The organism is Streptomyces sp. OZ13, from assembly GCF_052068155.1.
Taxonomy (GTDB): Bacteria; Actinomycetota; Actinomycetes; order Streptomycetales; family Streptomycetaceae; genus Streptomyces.
The window spans coordinates 102,388-122,994 of the sequence record NZ_JBQHCZ010000005.1 but is presented as its reverse complement, the minus strand read 5'-3'; the positions used below and the strand labels follow the sequence as shown (position 1 = coordinate 122,994).

Below are 20,607 nucleotides of genomic sequence, written 5' to 3'. Positions count from 1 at the left end.
TCCCCCGGCCGGACGTGCGCGCCGCCGCGCGGCCTCAGCCGGTGACGCGCGCCCGGCGCGAGACCGCCGCGCGGAGGATGCGGCGCCCTTCCGTCGACACCTCGAGCGCGTGGCGCAGGCCGTTGCCGCCGGGCGGCTCCGCGACGATCTCCAATACTTGGGCCTGGCGCCGCAACTCGCCCTCCACCAGGGGTCCCACACCGTCCGGCTCACCCTCGCCCTTGCGGCAGCGCTCGATGCTCTCGGCCGGGCAGTCGCCCATGTCGAAACGCCGGTGCACCTCGAGGGCGGTGACGGAGCAGCCGTCGGCCCACTCGCGCAGGGACGTCACGGCCCAGTCGGAGGGGGCCGCGCCGAGCATCCCCCGCACGAGGGCGGCGTCTTCGTCTCCCGGCGGCGTGGCCTCCATGGCCTGCCGCGCCGCCGCCAGCGCGCCGGCCCACTCCTCCTCGCCGCCGGCGAGCCCGGCCCACAGCGGACGCAGCGTGTCGTCCTCCACCGCGAGCAGCGGCAGGCAGCGGTCGAGGCACGCGAGCCCGGTCGCGGCAAGGCCACGCTCATCCGCCTGTGCGATGAGTACCGTCAGGCTCTTGGAGGTCATGCGGGACGCCTTCCGTCGCGGACGAAGTACTAGCCCTTGTACTTGTCCCTACTGCGTCCGTTGGCGCGATTACGTCACTCCGTGGCCAGAACGTTACCGTCGGCTCGATCCGTACGCACACATTTACGTCACTCCTCTGTTACTTTCCCTGCACAGGAACAGGGCCCGCCCGCACGGCTGTTGGCCCGGCCTCGCGGACCGCGGTGTGAGCCCGCACGCCCCCGGGCGGACTCACACCGCGACCGTCCGCCCACCGCGTGCCCCAGCCCCACCGGCGACCGCGGTACCGACAGCGGCCCCGGCGCCTGCACCACCGGACGCAGTCCCGGTGCGGGCGGGGCCTTCGAGACCCCGGCCTGCGGGCCCACGTCCGAGGCGGCCGGGCCCGAGCCGGCCGGCGGTGACGACGTGTCCGCCGCCTCCGCCAGGCAGCGCTCGGACGGCGGCCGCCCGCGGACCATATGTCCGCGGGCGGCCGCCGTCCGGCAGTCCGCGCCGGTCAGCCCAGCTTCTGCGCCAGCGACTCGAAGGACTCCCAGCTCCGCGACGGCTGCCGCGGGTCCCACAGCTTCTGGGCCGTCGCCTGGAGCGGGCGGCGGATGCCGGCCGCGACCTGGTCCTGCGTCTGGGAGTTGGCCAGGTCGCACCAGACCGCGAAGCGGCCGCCCAGGATCTGGTCCGAGTACTTCTCCGGTACGGGCTCCGTGCCGCGCAGCACCAGCGGCGTCCACTGCTCGTAGATGCGGCGGCCCGTCGGGTAGGTGAACTGGTTGGGCTCACCGAGCACGTAGTAGAGGAACTCGTCGTTGAGGTTCACCACGCGGCGCCCCTCTGCCAGGTACTCCTGCGGCGGGCGGGCCCCGATCTCCTTGCCCGTCCAGTACTCGACCTCGATGTCCTTGTCGGCGGTGACCACGCCACCACGGAAGAAGCCGTCGTTCCACGCCTTGGGGGTCTTCTTCGCCTCGCGTACGACCGCGGCGCGGTCGTTCAGCCAGCCCTCCGCGAGGTCCTGGATGGTGGCGCCGTCGCCGTACTTCTGGCGGGCGGCCTGCGCGAGCTGCGGATAGGAGGCCTGCGGGTTGCTCACGGTGAGCGCCTGATACTCGTCGGCGCCGACGTGGAACCACGCCCCGGGGAAGAGCGCCGTGTACTCACGCAGCAGGTCGTCGACGATGCGGGCCGATTCGGGCTTCGAGATGTCGATGGCGCCCTGCCGCGGCACGCCCTGCGTGTTGCGCAGCTGAAGCTGGGGGTGCGCCCGCATCACGGCGCCCAGGTGTCCCGGGGAGTCGATCTCGCCGACGACGGTGATGTGGAGACGCTCGGCGAGCGCCAGGATCCGGCGGACCTCGTCCTTGGTGAGGTGCTGCTCGGATACCACCTCGGGGTGCGAGTCGGACTCGATGCGGAAGGCCTGGTCGTCGGAGAAGTGCAGCCCGAGCTGGTTGAGCTTGAGGTCGGCCATCTCACGCAGCCGGTCCTCGATCCACCCGGCGCTGAAGTGCTTGCGCGCGATGTCGAGGTTCAGTCCGCGCTGGGGGCGGTCGGGCCGGTCGCGTACGACGCCCTCGGGCATCGAGCCGCCGGAGCGCACCGACTGCTTCAGGGTCCGGGTGCCGTAGAAGACCCCGGCCTCGTCCGGCCCGGCTATGCGGACCTTCCCGCCGCTGGTGGTCAGCGTGTACGACTCGGCGGCGCCGTTCCCGGCGAGTGCCAGTTCCACGTCGCCCGGCCCGGCGGCGACGGCGCCCCGGTAGGTGAGCCTCAGCTCCTGGGCGAGCAGCCGGCCCTCGTCGGAGAGCTCCTCGCTGCCCTTCGCGACGACGACCCCGCTGTCCGCGGTCCTGCTCCAGCCGGGGCCGCGGGCGGCCTGGTGGCTCCGTACGGAGGGGATCGTGGCCGGCGCTTCGGAGAGCGCGTAGCTGCGCGTGGGGCTGGGCGTCTGGCTGGGGGCGGCGGCCCCGGATGTCGTACCGGCCCGGTCGGGCGCGCTGCCGGACTCACCGGCGCCGTCGTCGGAACAGCCGGCGAGCGTCATCGAGAAGACGGCGGCCGAGGCCGCCGACACACCGGCGAGCCGGATCCTGCGAGAGAGCCACATCGTTCTAATACCTCCCATAAGTGGCGAAACCCCGTAGAAGCACCCCCTCCTGTGTCCATTACTTATGGCCAAACTCTCCCGTCCGGGTGAAATTCGCGCATTCGTCGGACACCTTCGCGTCCACATCGATAGCGTTACGACACACCCTTCTCTCCCTTCCCTGCCGCCCCGCTGTCCCGTTCGAGGAGTCCCGCTGTCCAGCGATTCCCACGCCGGCCTCCCGAAGCGACCGCCGACACTCCACCACACACGGGGCGCGGGCGCCCCTTCTGCCATACCGTCCCAGCGTCGCGCGGAGCCGGGACTCCAGCACTTCAACAGCGCCCCGGCCGACGAGGCGGAAGCGATCGTCCTCGCCTGCTGCGGCAGCCGCCGATGGGCCGGGCGCGTGGTCGCGCACCGCCCCTACCCCGACCTCGAGTCCCTCCTCGCCGCCTGCGACGAGGCCGGATACGACCTGACGCCCGCCGATGTGCACGAGGCCCTGGCCGGCGAGTCGTCCACCGGGCTGCCGCCGAGCGCCCCGCAGGCCGCCCACACCGCGCTCGCCGCCGCGCACACCGCCTACGAGAGCCGATTCGGACATGCGTTCGTCGTCTGCCTCGACGGATACCGGCCCGACGAGTACCTCGATCAGGTACTGGCCGGTATCCGGAGCAGACTGTCCCACGAACCGGACGAGGAGCGCGCCATCTCCGCGGAGGAACTGCGCGCCCTGACCCGCTCCCGACTGGTACATGCAGTAGCCAACCATCCGGAAAGCGACGTCGCGGGGGCCTCGGAGGAGTCCGTCGCTTAGTCCGTACGAGGCTGTTTGATTGCCTGTTTGATCACACCGGTGGCCCCCGGGCGAACGAACCGACAACACGTCGCTACGATGGCCGGGGCCGGTGGACCGTACCCGGCCGGGCCAGACCGACACCCACAAGCCGGCATGGCCCCAATCCCCGCTCCCGGAGGGTTCTTCCGTGCCGGCTGGAACGCTGTACCGCGGCCGGGAAGGAATGTGGTCCTGGGTGGCTCATCGAGTCACCGGCGTCCTCATCTTCTTCTTCCTGTTCGTACACGTGCTGGACACCGCTCTCGTCCGCGTCTCCCCCGAGGCGTACGACGAGGTTGTCGCCACCTACAAGACGCCGATCGTCGCGCTTCTCGAATACGGCCTGGTCGCCGCGATTCTCTTCCACGCGCTCAACGGCCTGCGTGTCATCGCCGTGGACTTCTGGTCCAAGGGCCCGCGCTACCAGAAGCAGATGCTCTGGTCCGTCATGGCCATCTGGTTCGTGCTGATGGTGGGCGCCCTTTACCCCGTGCTCGGCCACGCCGTCCGCGAAGTCTTCGGGAGCTGAGGCCAGAAATGTCCGCTGACACCACTTCCGCCGTCGGTCCCGTCGAGGGTGCGCACCTCTACGACGTGGACAACCCGGCCCCGCTCATCGAGCCGCCCCGCAAGCGCACCAAGAAGACCCCGCGCTCGACCCGCGGCAACTTCGAGATGGCCGCATGGCTGTTCATGCGCCTGTCCGGTGTCGTCCTCGTCGTCCTGGTCATCGGCCACCTGCTGATCCAGCTGGTCCTCGACGGCGGCGTCTCCAAGATCGGCTTCGCCTTCGTGGCCGGCCGCTGGGCGTCCCCGTTCTGGCAGACCTGGGACCTGCTGATGCTGTGGCTTGCCATGCTGCACGGCGCCAACGGCCTCCGCACCGTCATCAACGACTACGCGGAGCGTCCGAACACGCGCCTGTGGCTCAAGGGCCTGCTGTACACCGCCACGGTGTTCACCATCCTTCTGGGCACGCTGGTGATCTTCACCTTCGACCCGAACATCCGCTAGGCACGGGGCTGAGGTAATCCACCCATGAAGATCCACAAGTACGACACCGTCATCGTCGGCGCCGGCGGCGCCGGCATGCGCGCCGCCATCGAGGCGACGAAGCGCAGCCGCACCGCCGTGCTGACGAAGCTCTACCCCACCCGCTCCCACACGGGCGCCGCGCAGGGCGGCATGGCCGCCGCGCTGGCCAACGTGGAAGAGGACAACTGGGAGTGGCACACCTTCGACACGGTCAAGGGCGGTGACTACCTGGTCGACCAGGACGCCGCGGAGATCCTGGCGAAGGAGGCCATCGACGCCGTCCTCGACCTGGAGAAGATGGGCCTGCCGTTCAACCGGACCCCGGACGGCACCATCGACCAGCGCCGCTTCGGCGGCCACTCCCGCAACCACGGCGAGGCCCCGGTCCGCCGGTCCTGCTACGCCGCGGACCGCACCGGTCACATGATCCTCCAGACGCTGTACCAGAACTGCGTCAAGGAGGGCGTGGAGTTCTTCAACGAGTTCTACGTCCTGGACCAGCTCATCACCGAGGTCGACGGCGTCAAGAAGTCCGCCGGTGTGGTGGCCTACGAGCTGGCGACCGGCGAGATCCACGTCTTCCAGGCGAAGGCCGTGATCTACGCGTCCGGCGGCACCGGCAAGTTCTTCAAGGTGACCTCCAACGCGCACACCCTGACCGGTGACGGCCAGGCCGCCTGTTACCGGCGCGGCCTGCCGCTGGAGGACATGGAGTTCTTCCAGTTCCACCCGACGGGCATCTGGCGCATGGGCATCCTGCTGACGGAGGGCGCCCGCGGTGAGGGCGGCATCCTCCGCAACAAGGACGGCGAGCGCTTCATGGAGAAGTACGCGCCGGTCATGAAGGACCTCGCGTCCCGTGACGTCGTCTCCCGCTCCATCTACACGGAGATCCGCGAGGGCCGCGGCTGCGGTCCCGAGGGCGACCACGTCTACCTGGACCTCACGCACCTGCCGCCGGAGCAGCTGGACGCCAAGCTTCCGGACATCACCGAGTTCGCGCGTACCTACCTCGGCATCGAGCCCTACACGGACCCGATCCCGATCCAGCCGACCGCGCACTACGCCATGGGCGGCATCCCGACCAACGTCGAGGGTGAGGTCCTGCGCGACAACACCACCGTCGTCCCGGGCCTGTACGCCGCCGGTGAGGTCGCCTGCGTGTCGGTCCACGGCGCCAACCGCCTGGGCACCAACTCGCTGCTGGACATCAACGTCTTCGGCAAGCGCGCCGGCATCGCCGCCGCCGAGTACTCCGCGAAGTCCGACTACGTCGACCTTCCGGAGAACCCCGCGTCGTTCGTCGCCGAGCAGGTCGAGCGGCTCCGCAACTCCACCGGCTCCGAGCGGGTCTCCGTGCTCCGCAAGGAGCTCCAGGAGACGATGGACGCCAACGTGATGGTGTTCCGCACCGAGCAGACGATCAAGACCGCCGTCGAGAAGATCGCCGAGCTGCGCGAGCGCTACCTCAACGTGTCCATCCAGGACAAGGGCAAGCGGTTCAACACGGACCTGCTGGAGGCCATCGAGCTGGGCAACCTGCTCGACCTGGCCGAGGTCATGGCCGTCTCCGCGCTGGCCCGCAAGGAGTCCCGCGGCGGTCACTACCGCGAGGACTTCCCGAACCGCGACGACGTCAACTTCATGCGCCACACCATGGCGTACCGCGAGGTGGGCGACGACGGCACCCAGTCGATCCGTCTCGACTACAAGCCGGTCGTCCAGACCCGCTACCAGCCGATGGAGCGTAAGTACTGATGACTGCCCCGACCCTGGAGAAGCGGGAAGCCGGCTTCGCCGACTCCCCGTACATCACCGCCACCTTCCGGATCCGCCGCTTCAACCCCGAGGTGTCGGAGCACGCGGTCTGGGAGGACTTCCAGATCGAGATCGACCCCAAGGAGCGCGTCCTCGACGCCCTCCACAAGATCAAGTGGGAGCTCGACGGCTCGCTCACCTTCCGCCGCTCGTGCGCGCACGGCATCTGCGGCTCCGACGCGATGCGGATCAACGGCAAGAACAGGCTCGCCTGCAAGACGCTGATCAAGGACATCAACCCGGAGAAGCCCATCACGGTCGAGGCCATAAAGGGCCTGACGGTCCTCAAGGACCTGGTCGTGGACATGGAGCCGTTCTTCCAGGCGTACCGCGACGTGATGCCGTTCCTGATCACGAAGGGCAACGAGCCCACGCGTGAGCGTCTGCAGTCCGCGGAGGACCGCGAGCGTTTCGACGACACCACCAAGTGCATCCTGTGCGCCGCCTGCACGTCCTCGTGCCCGGTGTTCTGGAACGACGGCCAGTACTTCGGCCCGGCGGCGATCGTCAACGCGCACCGCTTCATCTTCGACTCGCGTGACGAGGCCGGCGAGCAGCGTCTTGAGATCCTCAACGACAAGGACGGCGTGTGGCGTTGCCGCACCACGTTCAACTGCACGGACGCCTGCCCGCGCGGTATCGAGGTCACCAAGGCGATCCAGGAAGTCAAGCGTGCCCTGATCACGCGCCGCTTCTGACACGTCCTCACCACGACAGGGCCCGCTCCCCCCGGGGACGCGGGCCCTGTCGTGTCCGTACGGGTACCGGCGCGGACTTCACCCCCGGGGGCCGCACCTGGCAGGATCAGGGGACGTCTGACCTGACGCAGTGGGACGGGAAGCGGGGACGAGAACATGAGCACGCCGAATCCGTACAGGGACGGGGAGCCCGAGTACCAGTGGGGGCCCAGCCAGCCGCCCGGCAGCACGCCTGCCTACGGCTACCCCAACGCCGCACCGGGGTACGGCTACCCGCAGGACCCGGCGCCGGGCTACTCGCAGACACAGCCCGCGGGAGTCCCGGTGCCGTACACGGGCCCTCCCGCTCCGACGGGCGGCGCGCCGCTGGTGTCGATCGGGGACATCACGGTGATGGGTGACTCGATCGTCACTCCCGCCGGCACGATGCCGCTCAAGGGCTCGGTGTGGAACGCGACGGACATGTCGCGCACCGAGGAGAAGATCCCGACGCACGCGATCGTGCTCGCGATCGTCTTCTTCATCTTCTGTCTGCTGGGGCTGCTGTTCCTGCTGATGAAGGAGAAGACCACCACGGGCTTCATCCAGGTCACGGTGACCAGCGGCGGCAAGCACCACTCGACGATGATCCCTGCCCAGGGCCCGGAGACGTTCCAGATGGTGATGGGGCAGATCAACTACGCGCGCTCGCTGAGCACCATGTAGTCACGGCCGTCACGACGCGAGGGCCCGCCGGATCTGACGCAGTGTCGCCGTGTGACCGACACGGTCCACGAGCCGCATCAGCTCCGCGCGCCCCGCGCCGCCCTCCAGGTCCGCGAGCGCCCGAACCGCGGCCCCCGCCACGACCGCCTTGACCGGCGGCCGTTCGACGAGGGCGGCCAGGGCGCGGACGGAGTCGGGGTGGGGCGCCAGCAGCCTGGCGATGCCCCGTATCACCGTCACGTCGCACGGGTCGTATCCGCCGTCCTCGGCTCCGCCGCCGTGGGCGGCCAGTTCGGCCCACGGAGTGACGGTGCGCCGGACGGTGTCGGGATCGACGCCGCGGAGGATGTCCGTCGCCCCCCGGTCCCAGCGCTTGGTGGGAGCGGCGGGCGACGCGCGCAGATGGGCGACCAGAGCGGGCCAGGGGGCGCCGAGGCCGGGCAGTTCGGCACGGATTCGGTCGGCCCACGGCTCACCCGGGGCGAGCAGCGGGAGGGGGATCCGCTCCAGCAGCACGGCCGCCCACTCGTTGGCCATGTACGCCGATCTGCGCAGCAGTCCGACCACCGCGTCCGACAGCGGCCTCCCGGCGTCCAGCACCGCTTCGGCCACGGCGGGGAGTTCGTCGCTGACCCCGGCGCTGTACCACTCCAGTGCCCAGCCCTCCAGCAGGGCGGTCCACCGCTCGTACCACTCGTCGGGCGCGAACCCCCGCGAGACCACGGACAGCAGAACCAGGGCGCGCCGGCGCAGGGCCGGCGCCGTGTCAGGGGCGTCGGCACAGCGGGCCAAGAGGTCGGCCATGGCGCGGCGGCGCTCCTCGGGCATGTCCCGCAGGCAGGTGGCCACCCCGTGACCCGCGTCCTCGGTCGCAAAGAGCAGGTCCCGCGCGAGGCCGGCCGGTCCGGCCGTGACGGCGAGGCGCGCGACGGCGGCGATCCGCTCGGGGTCCTCCCACGGCGAGAGCAGACCGGCGGACGGCGCGGGTGTCGTCACAGCTGGCTCAGGATGGTGGGATCGGTGATGTCCGTGTCCCGGGCCAGGAGCATCGCCTTGCTGAGGATCACGGAGATCATCCGGTCGCCCTCGAACGGCAGACGCCCCGGGTCCGCCGTGGCGGCGCCCGCCTGGGGGACGATGCACAGATAGCGCTCGTGCGGGTCTATGAGGACGTTCCCGGAGCCGAGGTGGACGCGGTACTCGTGGCGGTCGCCCCGGACGCGGAGGAAGCGGCCGTCGACCGTGCAGCGGTCGGCGATCGCGAGCCTGGGCACGAGGCGGGCCAGCAGGTCCCTGCGTGTCGCGGCCGTCTCCGAGAGCTCCCCGAAGCCGTAGGACATCCAGTAGTCGCGGTGGCGGCCGCCCGGGCCGCCGTCCTGCCAGGAAGGGTCGTTGCCGATGGAGGCCACGCCCACGAACAGGTCGACGTCCCGGAGGACTTCGGAGAGGACGAGGTCCGGTATCTCCGTGAGCGGGACCGGTCCGTGCGCCTCGGGGCTGTGGGAGCGGCCGAGGTCGGGGCGGTAGTCGCCGCCTGTGGCGTGCGCCCGGTTGGCCGGAGCGCCGAGCCGGTGGAATCGCACCTGGTCGGTGGAGATCCTGGTGTACGCGCCGGCCCCCGTGAGGTCGCCGTCCTCCCGGCCGCCGACGCCTTCGACCCAGAACTCCGCGCGCAGGCCCCACGCGGGCAGTTCGCGGCACGCGGGCGGGTAGCTGTCGTCGACGCACAGCCGGAGCCGGGTGGTCCATCCGCGCGCCGCCGCCAGGGCGTTGAACTGGTGCTGGCCCAGCACATGGCCCGCGAAGCGGTTCGAGTACGTCCCGGTGGCGCGCTCGGCGTCGGTGAGCGGGTAGACCTCGCGGTGGGCCTGCTTGAAGGGCTGCGTGACCTGCTTCGCCTCCAGCCACTCGCGCCAGGCGGCGACTTCCGCGGCGGGCCTGCCGACCGGGTGCCACAACTCCACGGGTGCGGTGCCCGTGACGCACATCGGGTCGCCGTCGAGGGTGCGCAGGTCGGTGCCGTCGAAGGCGACGGGCGTGCCGCCGACCAGCCAGACGAGGCGGCGGGCGACCGTGCCGGCGAGCGGATGGTCCAGCAGTCGCTCGCGCCACGCCCGGTAGGTCCAGCTCCTGCGGGCCAGGAACTGCCGGTCGAGCCGCTCCGAGCAGGCCGTGAGCATCTTGTCGATGTCCTTGGCGGCGGCGCGCAGTGCCTTCACCTCGTCGGGGAAGTCGCGCCTCACGGCGGCCGGTGGTGACTTGAGTTCCTTGCCTGCGGCCGTCCGCCAGGTGAGCACCGCCCTGCCGCCGTGGACGCCGAGCACGGCGGTGGTGTCGCCGAGCGGCTGTTCGCCGTGGCCCACTTCGGTCAGGCCGTAGGCGGGGACGGCCAGTTCCTCGATGTCCTCGCGCCGCAGACCCATCGCCTCCGCGCGGGCGTCGAGCGCCGCGCCGAGCTGCTTGAGCGTGCCCTTGTAGGTGACCTTGACGGAGAGTCTGGCCAGCTCCGCGAGTGCCGCCTCGCCCGTGGCCGCCGACAGCGCGGTGACGCCCGCGCCCGCGATCTTCGGAGCCCGTGGGCCGACGCCGGGGACCTTGCGCAGGGCCGTCTCCACGAGGGCGCCGAGTGCACGGGTGAGGTCCGGCGAGGGCGGCAACTGTGCGGCGAGCCAGGCGGCGCCGCGGAGGGCGTCGGTGTTGCACGGGTCGAACAAGGCGTTGTGGTCGGGCCATCCCGGCCGCGTGTACAGCGTGAGGGTGCGGGGAGCGGCTGTCAGCCGGAGCCAGCCCAGCACCGCCCGCTGGAGCTCGCCGGGCCCGATCTCGTCGATCAGGGCGGCCGCGGCCTGCTGCCACCTGGCGGTGGGCCGGGCCGATGTCGCGGTACGCAGGTGTTTCAGCAGCCGTCTTCCGGCGTCCCCGAGACGCCCGGCGTCCGCGAGGGCCTGGTCCGCCCATGCCTCTCCGGGGTTGAGGAGAGGGTCCTCGATGCCCTTGAGCAGCACGGCCAGTTCGGGCGAGTGGGCATAGGTGTCGGTCATGGTGCGCCGCAGCAGGGCGACGAACGGGCCGGGCAGGCCGCGTCCCGCGTCCAGTTCGCCCCGGGCCAGGGAGACCAGCTCGGCGTAGGTGTGCAGGGAGTAGGCGGTGCCCAGTTCTTCGATGCGTCGGAGCCGTTCCACGCTGAACTCCCCCTCGGGCAGGCCACGGCCGGCGATGCCGGCGAGGGTCATCACCACGCCGCGCACCTGCTCGGTGTCCCCGCCGTCCTGGTGGCGGACGACCAGGGCATCGGCGAGACGCCTGCGCAGGTCGGTGTCCAGATCGCCGATCAGCTGCGGGATCCGTGCCCGCTCGCCGTCCCAGCGGTTTCCGGCGAGGGTGCCGATCCGCACCAGGTCCCGGGCCAGCCCGGCCATGTCGCCGTCCGCGATGCGGGTCTCGACCCGGCGGACGGCGTCACGGTCCTGTGTCGTCGTCGCCATCAGCCACCCACCAGGGGGACGAGCCGAAGGAAGGTGACCTCGGTGGAAGCCGTGAGTTCCACGCGCTCGTCGAGGTCGGTGAGCTGGCGGTCCCCGACGAGCACCAGGAAACCGTTGCTTCCGAAGGCAGCGAGGGCGCGCTCGTACGCCTCCTGGGCGCCCTCGCCGGTCTCCTGGAAGATCCGGCGGCGGATCAGCTCGCGCAGGGCCAGGCGCTCTTCCGCGACGGGCAGCCCCAGGGCGTCCCGCCGGTCACCCGATGTCGTCTCGTCGACGAAGGTCACCATAGCCATGGCCGAACAGTAGGACGCCCCACTGACAGTCAGGTCCCGGGGGGCGTGTCCAGCGGGGAGACCGGACGTTCGAAGAACGTCTCCAGCGAGACCGTCGCCTGGGTGCCGCTGACGCCTTCGATCGCGTACAGCCTGCGCAGTACGTCCTGGAGTTGTTCGGTGGTGGCGGTGCGCACCTTCACGAGCACGGAGGCGCTGCCCGCGATGACGTGGGCCTCCTGGATCTCGGGGATCGCGGCGAACGCTTCCGCGGACTCGCCCATCCAGGCGGAGGACTCGACCATCACGAACGCCAGGACCCCGCGCCCCAGGGCCGCCGGGTCCACCTCGACCGTGGTGCGGCGGATGACGCCGCGTTCCCGCAGTTTCCGTACGCGTTCGTGCGCGGCGCCGGCGGACAGGCCGACCGCCTTGCCGAGGGCCGCGTAGGCCGAGGTGGCGTCCTCCTGGAGGAGGGCGATGAGTTCACGGTCGACGGCGTCCATGGTTGGCGACCATAGCGCCTTCCGGCTCACCCTTGGCGGGCCGAAGCTTGTTCGGAGTCCTCCCCTGCCGGGCTGATGACGTCCCGGCTGAGCCGGTGGCCGATCGTCGACTTGCCGGACGGCCGCGGGCCCGTTGTCTGCGGCGGGCCCGCGGTCCGCGGGTCTACCGGGTGACGTGTTCGGCGAGGAATCCGGTGATGAGGGGGGTGACTTCCGCGGGCCGTTCCAGGCTGGGCAGATGCTGGGCCCAGGGCAGTTCCACGTGGCGGGCGCCGGGGATCAGAGCCGGCAGGCCGGCCGCGATCTGCCGAAAGTCCTCCACGTCGTGCGCGCCGGAGACAGCGAGGCAGGGTGCGTCGATGCGGGAGAGGTCGGGCTCGGGCGGCTGGGCAGGTCCGGCCTCGGCCTCTCCGGCACCGTCGGCGGCGCCTTCTGCGGGCTCCGCGTCCGCAAACTCCTTCTCGGCGGCCAACTGTACGTCGAAGGCGTGCCGCTGCATCTTCCGCACGGCTTCGCGTGTCTCGTCGTCGGCCTCCGGTCCGAGCCAGGTGGAGACGTTCAGTTCGACGGCCGCCTCGAGGTCACCGGCCTCGATCAGGGCGTCCTCCTGCCGGCCGAAGGCCCTGAGCTGCGGGCCCGGTGGCCGGCCCGGCTGCCCGGCGCAGAGCAGTACGAGCGCGGCGGCCAGCTCCGGCCTGCGCGCGGCCACCTCCAGGGCGACCTTGCCGCCGTAGGACGACCCGATCAGGGCGGCCCGGCGTATGCCGAGGGTGTCGAGGAGTGCGAGGACGTCGTCGGCGTCGCTGTAGGGGCCCGCTTCCGCGGGCGTTTCGCCGAATCCCCGGAAGTCGCAGCGCACCACCTCGTACCCGGTGTCCGTGAGCGACTGCCACTGGAAGTCCCACATCCGCCGGTCGCACACGCCCGAGTGCAGGAGTACGACGGTGGGGCCTTGGCCGGTCCGGTCGAAAGAGATCGTCATGGTGCCTGACCTTAAGGGCCCTTGCCGCCTGCGGCACACCTTTTCCATGACTGCTTGAACATGTTCAAAAGGAGGTCTACAGTCAGGACCGCCAGCTTTTGAACATGTTCAAGGGAGGGTGGGGCATGGACCTCACTGTTGTCACGTACGTCGCCTACCTGCTGATCAGCGTCGGCCTCACCGTCTGGGTCGCACGCACCCTCAGCAAGAACGGCCGGATATTCCTCGCCGACGTACTCAAGGGGAACGAGAAGCTGGCGGAGGCCGTCAACCACCTTCTGGTGGTCGGCTTCTACCTGGTGAACCTCGGCTTCGTCGCCCTCTACCTGAGGACGGCCGATGCGATCGAGGAGACCCGTGGTCTCCTGGAAGCACTGTCCGTCAAGATCGGTGTCGTCCTGCTCGTCCTCGGTGTCATGCACCTCGGGAACGTCTACGTCCTCAACAAGATCCGGCGTCGCGGAGTGATGGAGGACCGGCAGACCCCGCCGGTCGGCCCCCAGGGGTGGACCCAGCAGGCCCCCGCGGGCCCGTGGACGCCGCCGGCCACCGGCCGGGCCGGAGCGTGACACCGATGAGCCTCGCGGTCCGGGCACTGACCGTCCTGTACGACGCCGACTGCTCCCTCTGCGTGCACCTGCGGAGCTGGCTGCTGCGGCAGCCCCAGCTCGTGCCGCTCCGGTTCGTGCCCGCCGGGTCGGACGCGGCGCACCGCGCCTATCCGCAGCTCGACCACGCCCGCACGATGCGCGAGATCACCGTCATCGGCGACCGCGGCCAGGTCTACTCGGGCCAGGCGGCATGGATCGTGTGCCTGTGGGCACTGGCCGAGCACCGGCCGAGGGCCCACTGGCTCGCCACCCCGGCCGGCGCCCCGTTCGTGCGCGTCACGATGCTCGCGGCGGCCAAGTACCGCGAGATGACGGGTGCGGGGGCGGGTGCCGCTCCCTGCGACGACCGGTGCTCCGCACCCGACTAGGCTCGGACACCGTGACTGAAGCGAACGACCCGGCCGACACGAGGGCCCCCAAGAGCGAGCAGACCCGGACGCTCATCCTCGAGACCGCGCTCCGGCTCTTCCAGGAGCGCGGCTACGACAAGACGACGATGCGGGCCATCGCCAAGGAGGCCGGGGTCTCGGTAGGGAACGCGTACTACTACTTCGGCTCCAAGGAACACCTCGTCCAGGGCTTCTACGACCGGATCGCCGCGGAGCACCAGGCGGCGGTCCGGCCCGTGCTGGACAAGGAGACCGACCTCGAGTCGCGGATGGCGGGAGTGCTGACCGCGTGGCTGGACATCGCCGCGCCGTACCACGAGTTCGCGGCCCAGTTCTTCAAGAACGCGGCCGACCCGGAGAGCCCGCTCAGCCCCTTCTCCCCCGAGTCGGAGCACGCCCGCGAGGCCGCCATCGACGTCCACCGGGAGGTACTGGCCGGGTCGAAGTCGAAGGTGGCGGAGGAGCTGCGGGACATCCTCCCCGAGTTGATGTGGCTCTCCCAGATGGGACTGGTCCTGTACTGGGTCTTCGACCGTTCCGAGGGAAGCGAGCGCAGCAGGCGGCTGGCCGAGCGCGGTGCTCGGCTGACGGCCCGGGGTGTGGCCCTGGCCCGTTTCCGGGTACTGCGCCCGCTCGTCCGCGAAGTGCACGAGCTGTTCACGGACTTCCTCCCCGGCATGGCGGAGACCGTGGCGGCGCGCAAGAAGGACTGACCGCTCGCTGGCGGCAGTCTCCTACGCCTGACGCGACGCCAGCTCCACGACGGTGATGTCCGAGGACGCCCCGACGCGCACCGGAGGGCCCCAGGCGCCCGCACCCCGGCTCACGTACAGCTGGGTGTCGCCGTAGCGTTCCAGGCCGGCCACGGTGGGGTTGGCCAGTGCCGCCAGATGATTGCCGGGCCACAGCTGACCGCCGTGCGTGTGACCGGACAGCTGGAGGTCCACGCCCTGCTCGACGGCGTCGTGGATGACGACGGGCTGGTGGGCGAGGAGCACGGCGGCGCGGGCGCGGTCCCGGTCGCCGAGGGCCTTCACGAAGTCGGGCCCCTGTCCCTCGTCCTCGCCGGCCACGTCGTCGACGCCGGCCAGGTCGAAGCCGCCGGCGATCTCGACGCGTTCGTTGCGCAGGGGGCGCAGGCCGAGTTCCCGGACGTGGTCGACCCACTCGTCGGCGCCGGAGAAGTACTCGTGGTTGCCGGTCACGAAGAACGATCCGTGGCGGGAGCGGAGCCGGGCGAGCGGCTCGGCCGCGGACCCGAGGTCGGCCACCGACCCGTCGACGAGATCGCCCACGACGGCGACCAGGTCGGGCTGGGTGGCGTTGATGGAGTCGACGATGCGCTGCGTGTGGGACCGGCCCAGGATCGGCCCGAGGTGGATGTCGCTGACGACGGCGATACGGAAGCCGTGCGCCGCCCGGGGGAGCTTCGCCAGCGGAACGGTCACACGCTTGACGCGCGGGCCCCGGAGCACGCCGTACGTGCCGTACCCGACGGTTCCGAGCGCGGCGGTGGCGGCTGCGCCGCCGACGATGCGGGACACGAACAGACGCCGCGACACGCCCGTGGCGGGGCGGGCGTCGTCCCCGCCACCGGCGGTGGCGTCCGTGGCCCCGTGGGGTGCCGCAGGGCCGTCGGTGGCGGTGTCTGCGTCTGTTTCTGCTTCTGGGTCTGTTTCTGCGTCCGTAGCGGACGGCTGCGTCGCGGGGGCGCTGTCGACGGCGACCGCCGCAGCCCGGCCGTGACCGGCCCCGGCGTCATCACCCTTCCCGCCCACGGCGGCACCGGCGCCGGCAGGACGCAGCCGGTCCCCCGCCGTCCCGGACGCCTGTGCCGCGGCTGTGGCACCGGACGGCTCCGAGGGCTCGCCGTCCTCGTCCGGGCCGCCCGCGGCGGCGCGGTCCCGGCGATCCAGCACCCTGCGCAGCACGGGACGTACCGCCTCACCGACCAGCAGTGCCAGGACCAGGTACAGCAGTACCGCCAGCCAGAGGTAGCCCGGCCAGGCCAGGACCCGCTCCAGCCAGAAGGGCGCACCGACGCGCCCCGAAGTGAGGGCGGCGAAGGACAGCAAGGGCAGCACCCAGATCGCCGCCGTACCGAGCCGGCGGGCGAGCCCGCCCGGAGCGGTCGTGTCGCCGACGAGCCGGCGCCACACGTACCAGTGCACCCCGGCGAGCAGGGAGACCACCAGAATGATCACGAGCACGACGACCGCCGCCACGATCAGTTCCCCGTTCCCTGACCGCGCTCACGGCGCGAAGCGCGCACGCCGCGCAACCCGATGACCCCGATGACCGTCCCCAGAACAAAGGACGTAACGGCGAGCAGCAGATGGACCCAGAAGTAACCGGTGGGGTCGCCCGCGTCGTCGAAGGCGAGCCCGCTGCCGTCCTTCCACAGGTTTTTGACGAAAGTGATCCAGATGAACCAGCTCCACACCCCGAACGCGAGCAGGAACCAGGAGACGGAGCGGCTGAGCTTCATGAAGCAAGTATCGCGGCCGTCCGCCGACCGGGTTGTTCGGGGTGGGCTGTCCTGGCGTCAGTTCCGGACGAACAGCGGGCCGATCTCCATATTCTCAGACCGGCCCTGTACGTTCTCGTCCGTGTCTGCTCTGAAAACCACCGCGCGAAGGACCGCGTTGACGGTCCTGGCCGCCGCCTTGCTGTCCGCGATGACCGCTGCTCCGGCCTTCGCGGCCACGCAGGAAACCAATCCGGAGCGGAAGAAGCCGAAGCCGCCGGCGGTCATGTCCTCGGTCGGCGGGTCCCTGCTGGCGAAACCGGGTACACAGGTCCGGCTCGGCCCCGGCGCGCCCGTCCTCCCCAAGGACGTCAGCGGCAGGTCCTGGATCGTCGCGGACGCCGAGAGCGGGGAGGTGCTCGCCTCGCACAACGCGCACTGGCGGCTGCCCCCGGCCTCGACCATGAAGATGCTCTTCGCGGACACGCTGCTGCCGCGGCTGCCGAAGACCACCGTCCACAAGGTCGCCCCCGAGGAACTCGCCGGCGTCGGCGCCGGCAGCAGCCTCGTCGGGATCAAGGAGAACCACACCTACTCGGTCCACGACCTGTGGCTCGGCGTCTTCCTGCGTTCCGGCAACGACGCCGTCCATGTCCTGTCGGCGATGAACGGCGGTGTCGGCCGCACGGTCGCGGACATGCAGGCGCACGCGGAGGAGCTCCAGGCACTCGACACCAAGGTCGTCTCACCCGACGGCTACGACGCCCCCGGCCAGGTTTCGTCCGCCTACGACCTCACGCTGATCGCCCGCAGCGGCATGCAGAAGAAGGACTTCCGCGAGTACTGCTCCACGGTGAGCGCCGACTTCCCCGGCGAGCAGGAGAAGGGCAAGAAGCGCGGCACCTTCAAGATCCAGAACACCAACCGGCTGCTCACCGGGGCGAGCGGCATCAGCCCGTACAAGGGCATCGCGGGCGTGAAGAACGGCAGCACCACGCACGCCGGCTCGACCTTCACCGGTGTCGCGGAGCGCAACGGCAAGGTGCTGCTCGTCACCGTCATGAACCCGGACTCGGGCGAGAGCCAGGCCGTCTACAAGGAGGCGGGCAGGCTCCTGGACTGGGGCTTCGCGGCGGCCGGCAAGGTGCAGCCGGTGGGTGAGCTGGTCCCGCCGAAGTCGGCGGAGCCTGCGGCGTCCCTCGACCCGCAGCCCGTCAAGAACGACGGGGACAAGGACGGCTCCGCCGACCCGGTCGCCGCCTCACAGACCGGCTCGAGCGGATTCGGCGTCGCGCTGAGCGTCGCCGGCGCCGTGCTGGCAGGTCTCGGGACCACGATGTTCCTGATCAAGCGCCGGTGGCCGCTGCCGGACCGGGTGCGTCGCGCGCCTCGTCCGTAGCGGGCCGGGCGGGCTCCTCCTTGCTCTGCGTCGCCGTCCAGGCGGCGCAGAACAACAGCAGCTTGGCGGTGAAGTTGATCCACAGCAGCAGGGCGATCGGCACGCCGAACGCGCCGTACATGCTCCGCGAGGCGACCCCGCTGATGTAGCCGCCGAGCAGCAGCTTGAGCAGTTCGAAACCGACCGCGCCGATCAGCGCGGCCACGAACAGACGACGGCGCGGCGGCTGGACCCCGGGCAGCAGGGTCAGCACGTAGAGAAGGATCAGGAAGGTCGCCAGCACACCGACCGCTACGGCGGCGATCTTCAACAGCACCCCGCCGACGCCGCCCTCGTCGAGGCCGAGCAGTTCGGCGGTCCGGCCGACGGTCATGGAAGCGAGCGCGGAGGCCGCGAACGAGGCGAGGCCGGTGCCGCCGAGACCGGCGAGCACCCCCACGTCCTTGATCTTCCGGACGACCGGATTGCCCTCGTCCTCGTCGTCGAGCTCCCACACGGCCCGCAGGCACTCCCGCATCGAGCCGACCCAGCCCACACCCGTCAGCAGCAGCAGCGCGCCGGCGACGACCCCCACGGTGCCCGCGTTGGCCACCAGTGCCTGGATGTCGAGCTGGTCGGAGATGCCGGGCACCTGTTCGGCGATCTTGTCGTCCAGCTTGTCCAGCGCCTGCTGGTCGAGCGCGGCGGCGATGATCGCCGCCGCGACGGTGATCAGCGGGAAGAGCGCCAGGAAACTCAGGAAGGTGATCGCGGCGGCCAGGCGCGTCCAGTGGACCCGGTCGAGCGTCTCGTACGACCGCCAGGCATGGGTGCGCATCAGCCGCTGCACCATCGGGCCCACGACGGGAAGCTTGATCAGCCAGTCCATGGGCTACGCCTACCCGCCGTGACGCCACGCAGGCAGGCGGCACGCCGGAACGGCGTCGAACGCTACGCGCGGTGACCGGCGCGCCGGGTCAGAGGGTGGTGACGTGGTCGTCGACCGGTGCGCCCTGCGGGGGCACACCGGAGATGCCGCCGCCGAAGGCGAAGGTGGTGAGCTTGCGCCACACGGCGTCCGCGCCCTGCTCGTAGAGCGCGAAGGAGGCGCAGGTCCACTCGGCGCCGTACTCGGACAGCTCCTCGTACGCCCGGTCCATCGCCTCCTCGGAGATGCCGTGCGCCACCGTGACGTGCGGGTGATAGGGGAACTGCAGTTCGCGCACCAGCGGCCCGGACGCGTCACGCACCCGCTTCTGCAGCCAGGTGCAGGCGGAGCCGCCCTCGACGACCTGGACGAAGACCACGGGCGACAGCGGGCGGAACGTGCCGGTGCCGGACAGCCGCATCGTGAAGGGCCGGCCGGCGGCGGCGACGGACGCGAGGTGCGCCTCCACCGCGGGAAGCAGCGACGAATCGACCTCGGTGGGCGGCAGCAGGGTGACGTGAGTCGGAATGCCGTGCGCGGCGGGATCACCGAAGCCCGCGCGCCGCTCCTGGAGCAGGCTGCCGTAGGGCTCCGGGACCGCGATCGAAACGCCGAGCGTTACGGTCCCCACGTCGTTCTCCTCAGTCCTCGGTACGGATCGGTGAGTGGGTGTGCAGCCGCCAGTGTGGCGGCTGCACCCTCGCTGTGGCCAGAGTCCTTGGACACAGGTCCTCCGACTCTTTCCGGCTCAGTGCTTGGCGGGGACGAATCCCAACTTGTCGTACGTGTCGGCCAGCGTCTCCGCCGCGACCGCCCGGGCCTTCTCCGCGCCCTTGGCCAGGACCGAGTCCAGCGTCTCCGTGTCGTCCAGGTATTCCTGCGTACGGGTCCGGAACGGTGTGACGAAGTCGACCATCACCTCGGCCAGGTCCGTCTTGAGCGCACCGTAGCCCTTGCCCTCGTACTTCTGCTCCAGATCGGCGATGGCCGTACCCGTGAGGGTGGAGTAGATCGTGAGCAGGTTGCTGACGCCCGGCTTCTCCTCGGCGTCGAAGCGGATCACCGTGTCGGTGTCGGTGACGGCGCTCTTGACCTTCTTCGCCGTCGTCTTCGGCTCGTCGAGGAGATTGATCAGGCCCTTGGGCGTGGAGGCCGACTTGCTCATCTTGATCGTCGGGTCCTGGAGGTCGTAGATCTTGGCGACCTCCTTGACGATGTACGGCGCGGGGACGGTGAACGTCCGGCCGAAGCGGCCGTTGAAGCGCTCCGCGAGGTCGCGGGTGAGCTCGACGTGCTGGCGCTGGTCCTCGCCGACCGGCACCGCGTCCGCCTGGTACAGCAGGATGTCCGCGACCTGCAGGATCGGGTACGTGAAGAGACCGACCGTGGCACGGTCGGCGCCCTGCCGGGCGGACTTGTCCTTGAACTGCGTCATGCGCGAGGCCTCACCGAAGCCCGTGAGGCAGTTCATGACCCACCCGAGCTGGGCGTGCTCAGGGACGTGGCTCTGCACGAACAGGGTGCAGCGCTCGGGATCGAGACCGGCCGCGAGCAGCTGGGCGGCGGCGAGCCGGGTGTTGGCACGCAGCTCCGCCGGGTCCTGCGGGACGGTGATCGCATGCAGGTCCACGACCATGTAGAAGGCGTCGTGGGTCTCTTGCAGCGCGACGTACTGGCGGATGGCGCCGAGGTAGTTCCCGAGGTGGAACGAACCGGCGGTGGGCTGGATACCGGAGAGCGCGCGGGGTCGGGATGAGGCCATGCACACCATTCTCTCAGGTGCGGAACCGATCTCCGGCCGCCGGTGT

The 20,607-nt window shown here is 70.7% G+C and carries 22 protein-coding genes; 10 read left to right on the top strand and 12 right to left on the bottom strand.

Annotation, left to right across the window (positions count from 1 at the left end; all coding sequences use genetic code 11):
• Positions 1-34 precede the first annotated feature (34 nt).
• Both ACTMTU_RS14010 and ACTMTU_RS14005 read right to left on the bottom strand, forming a co-directional pair.
• The gene (locus ACTMTU_RS14010) at positions 35-601 is read right to left on the bottom strand and encodes a hypothetical protein (protein WP_441263808.1); all 567 of its coding nucleotides are present in this window, start codon (positions 599-601) and stop codon (positions 35-37) included.
• A gap of 499 nt (positions 602-1,100) precedes the next feature.
• On the bottom strand, positions 1,101-2,705 hold the full coding sequence (locus ACTMTU_RS14005; protein ID WP_441263807.1) for a beta-N-acetylhexosaminidase: 1,605 nt from the start codon (positions 2,703-2,705) through the stop codon (positions 1,101-1,103).
• A 193-nt stretch (positions 2,706-2,898) separates the two neighbouring features.
• Here ACTMTU_RS14005 and ACTMTU_RS14000 point away from each other — a divergent pair, with 193 nt between their 5' ends.
• The 6 genes from ACTMTU_RS14000 to ACTMTU_RS13975 all read left to right on the top strand — a co-directional run bounded on the left by ACTMTU_RS14000 (position 2,899) and on the right by ACTMTU_RS13975 (position 7,781).
• Positions 2,899-3,504, top strand: a complete 606-nt coding sequence (locus tag ACTMTU_RS14000) for a 2-oxo-4-hydroxy-4-carboxy-5-ureidoimidazoline decarboxylase (RefSeq protein ID WP_441264219.1) — start codon at positions 2,899-2,901, stop codon at positions 3,502-3,504.
• Between the two features lie 169 nt (positions 3,505-3,673).
• Positions 3,674-4,054 carry a succinate dehydrogenase, cytochrome b556 subunit gene (gene sdhC, locus ACTMTU_RS13995; protein WP_005313117.1) on the top strand — a complete coding sequence of 127 codons (381 nt, stop codon included), beginning with the start codon at positions 3,674-3,676 and terminating at the stop codon, positions 4,052-4,054.
• Between the two features lie 8 nt (positions 4,055-4,062).
• Entirely contained in the window at positions 4,063-4,539 is a 477-nt protein-coding gene (locus ACTMTU_RS13990) for a succinate dehydrogenase hydrophobic membrane anchor subunit (protein WP_441263806.1), read from the top strand.
• A gap of 24 nt (positions 4,540-4,563) precedes the next feature.
• The gene (sdhA, locus tag ACTMTU_RS13985; protein WP_307707901.1) at positions 4,564-6,318 is read left to right on the top strand and encodes a succinate dehydrogenase flavoprotein subunit; all 1,755 of its coding nucleotides are present in this window, start codon (positions 4,564-4,566) and stop codon (positions 6,316-6,318) included.
• Positions 6,318-7,076: a succinate dehydrogenase iron-sulfur subunit gene (locus ACTMTU_RS13980; RefSeq protein ID WP_441263805.1), complete on the top strand. Its 759-nt coding sequence runs from the start codon at positions 6,318-6,320 to the stop codon at positions 7,074-7,076. Before sdhA ends, ACTMTU_RS13980 begins: the two co-directional genes overlap by 1 nt.
• 156 nt (positions 7,077-7,232) lie before the next feature.
• Positions 7,233-7,781 carry a hypothetical protein gene (locus ACTMTU_RS13975; protein ID WP_189466655.1) on the top strand — a complete coding sequence of 183 codons (549 nt, stop codon included), beginning with the start codon at positions 7,233-7,235 and terminating at the stop codon, positions 7,779-7,781.
• A 9-nt stretch (positions 7,782-7,790) separates the two neighbouring features.
• Here ACTMTU_RS13975 and ACTMTU_RS13970 read toward each other — a convergent pair whose 3' ends face one another.
• The 5 genes from ACTMTU_RS13970 to ACTMTU_RS13950 form a co-directional block, all read right to left on the bottom strand.
• On the bottom strand, positions 7,791-8,777 hold the full coding sequence (locus ACTMTU_RS13970; RefSeq protein WP_441263804.1) for a hypothetical protein: 987 nt from the start codon (positions 8,775-8,777) through the stop codon (positions 7,791-7,793).
• Entirely contained in the window at positions 8,774-11,266 is a 2,493-nt protein-coding gene (locus ACTMTU_RS13965) for a DUF4132 domain-containing protein (RefSeq protein WP_441263803.1), read from the bottom strand. The genes ACTMTU_RS13970 and ACTMTU_RS13965 overlap by 4 nt, the downstream gene beginning before the upstream one ends.
• The gene (locus ACTMTU_RS13960; RefSeq protein WP_441263802.1) at positions 11,266-11,559 is read right to left on the bottom strand and encodes a hypothetical protein; all 294 of its coding nucleotides are present in this window, start codon (positions 11,557-11,559) and stop codon (positions 11,266-11,268) included. The genes ACTMTU_RS13965 and ACTMTU_RS13960 overlap by 1 nt, the downstream gene beginning before the upstream one ends.
• 29 nt (positions 11,560-11,588) lie before the next feature.
• Positions 11,589-12,044: an Lrp/AsnC family transcriptional regulator gene (locus ACTMTU_RS13955; RefSeq protein ID WP_441263801.1), complete on the bottom strand. Its 456-nt coding sequence runs from the start codon at positions 12,042-12,044 to the stop codon at positions 11,589-11,591.
• A 163-nt stretch (positions 12,045-12,207) separates the two neighbouring features.
• Complete coding sequence (locus tag ACTMTU_RS13950) at positions 12,208-13,026, bottom strand: alpha/beta fold hydrolase (RefSeq protein WP_441263800.1); 819 nt, start codon at positions 13,024-13,026, stop codon at positions 12,208-12,210.
• 125 nt (positions 13,027-13,151) lie between these two features.
• Between ACTMTU_RS13950 and ACTMTU_RS13945 the strand changes: the two genes are divergently transcribed.
• The 3 genes from ACTMTU_RS13945 to ACTMTU_RS13935 are packed head-to-tail and all read left to right on the top strand — an operon-like array spanning position 13,152 to position 14,739.
• Positions 13,152-13,595: a hypothetical protein gene (locus tag ACTMTU_RS13945; protein WP_441263799.1), complete on the top strand. Its 444-nt coding sequence runs from the start codon at positions 13,152-13,154 to the stop codon at positions 13,593-13,595.
• 5 nt (positions 13,596-13,600) lie between these two features.
• Positions 13,601-14,005 carry a thiol-disulfide oxidoreductase DCC family protein gene (locus ACTMTU_RS13940; protein WP_441263798.1) on the top strand — a complete coding sequence of 135 codons (405 nt, stop codon included), beginning with the start codon at positions 13,601-13,603 and terminating at the stop codon, positions 14,003-14,005.
• Between the two features lie 11 nt (positions 14,006-14,016).
• Positions 14,017-14,739: a TetR/AcrR family transcriptional regulator gene (locus ACTMTU_RS13935; protein WP_364586759.1), complete on the top strand. Its 723-nt coding sequence runs from the start codon at positions 14,017-14,019 to the stop codon at positions 14,737-14,739.
• Between the two features lie 21 nt (positions 14,740-14,760).
• On the opposite strand, the gene ACTMTU_RS13930 is transcribed toward ACTMTU_RS13935, so the two are convergent.
• Positions 14,761-16,251 carry a metallophosphoesterase gene (locus tag ACTMTU_RS13930; protein WP_441263797.1) on the bottom strand — a complete coding sequence of 497 codons (1,491 nt, stop codon included), beginning with the start codon at positions 16,249-16,251 and terminating at the stop codon, positions 14,761-14,763.
• 2 nt (positions 16,252-16,253) lie between these two features.
• Complete coding sequence (locus tag ACTMTU_RS13925) at positions 16,254-16,514, bottom strand: SCO4848 family membrane protein (RefSeq protein ID WP_159688293.1); 261 nt, start codon at positions 16,512-16,514, stop codon at positions 16,254-16,256.
• Here ACTMTU_RS13925 and ACTMTU_RS13920 point away from each other — a divergent pair.
• Complete coding sequence (locus tag ACTMTU_RS13920) at positions 16,504-17,892, top strand: D-alanyl-D-alanine carboxypeptidase family protein (RefSeq protein ID WP_441264218.1); 1,389 nt, start codon at positions 16,504-16,506, stop codon at positions 17,890-17,892. The genes ACTMTU_RS13925 and ACTMTU_RS13920 overlap by 11 nt on opposite strands.
• Here the strand turns inward: ACTMTU_RS13920 and ACTMTU_RS13915 are convergent.
• From ACTMTU_RS13915 to trpS, 3 genes are all read right to left on the bottom strand, one after another.
• Positions 17,840-18,760: a YihY/virulence factor BrkB family protein gene (locus ACTMTU_RS13915; RefSeq protein WP_441263796.1), complete on the bottom strand. Its 921-nt coding sequence runs from the start codon at positions 18,758-18,760 to the stop codon at positions 17,840-17,842. The genes ACTMTU_RS13920 and ACTMTU_RS13915 overlap by 53 nt on opposite strands.
• An 88-nt stretch (positions 18,761-18,848) precedes the next feature.
• The gene (locus tag ACTMTU_RS13910) at positions 18,849-19,430 is read right to left on the bottom strand and encodes a 2'-5' RNA ligase family protein (protein ID WP_441263795.1); all 582 of its coding nucleotides are present in this window, start codon (positions 19,428-19,430) and stop codon (positions 18,849-18,851) included.
• A 117-nt stretch (positions 19,431-19,547) separates the two neighbouring features.
• Complete coding sequence (gene trpS, locus ACTMTU_RS13905; RefSeq protein ID WP_441263794.1) at positions 19,548-20,561, bottom strand: tryptophan--tRNA ligase; 1,014 nt, start codon at positions 20,559-20,561, stop codon at positions 19,548-19,550.
• Positions 20,562-20,607: the final 46 nt, after the last annotated feature.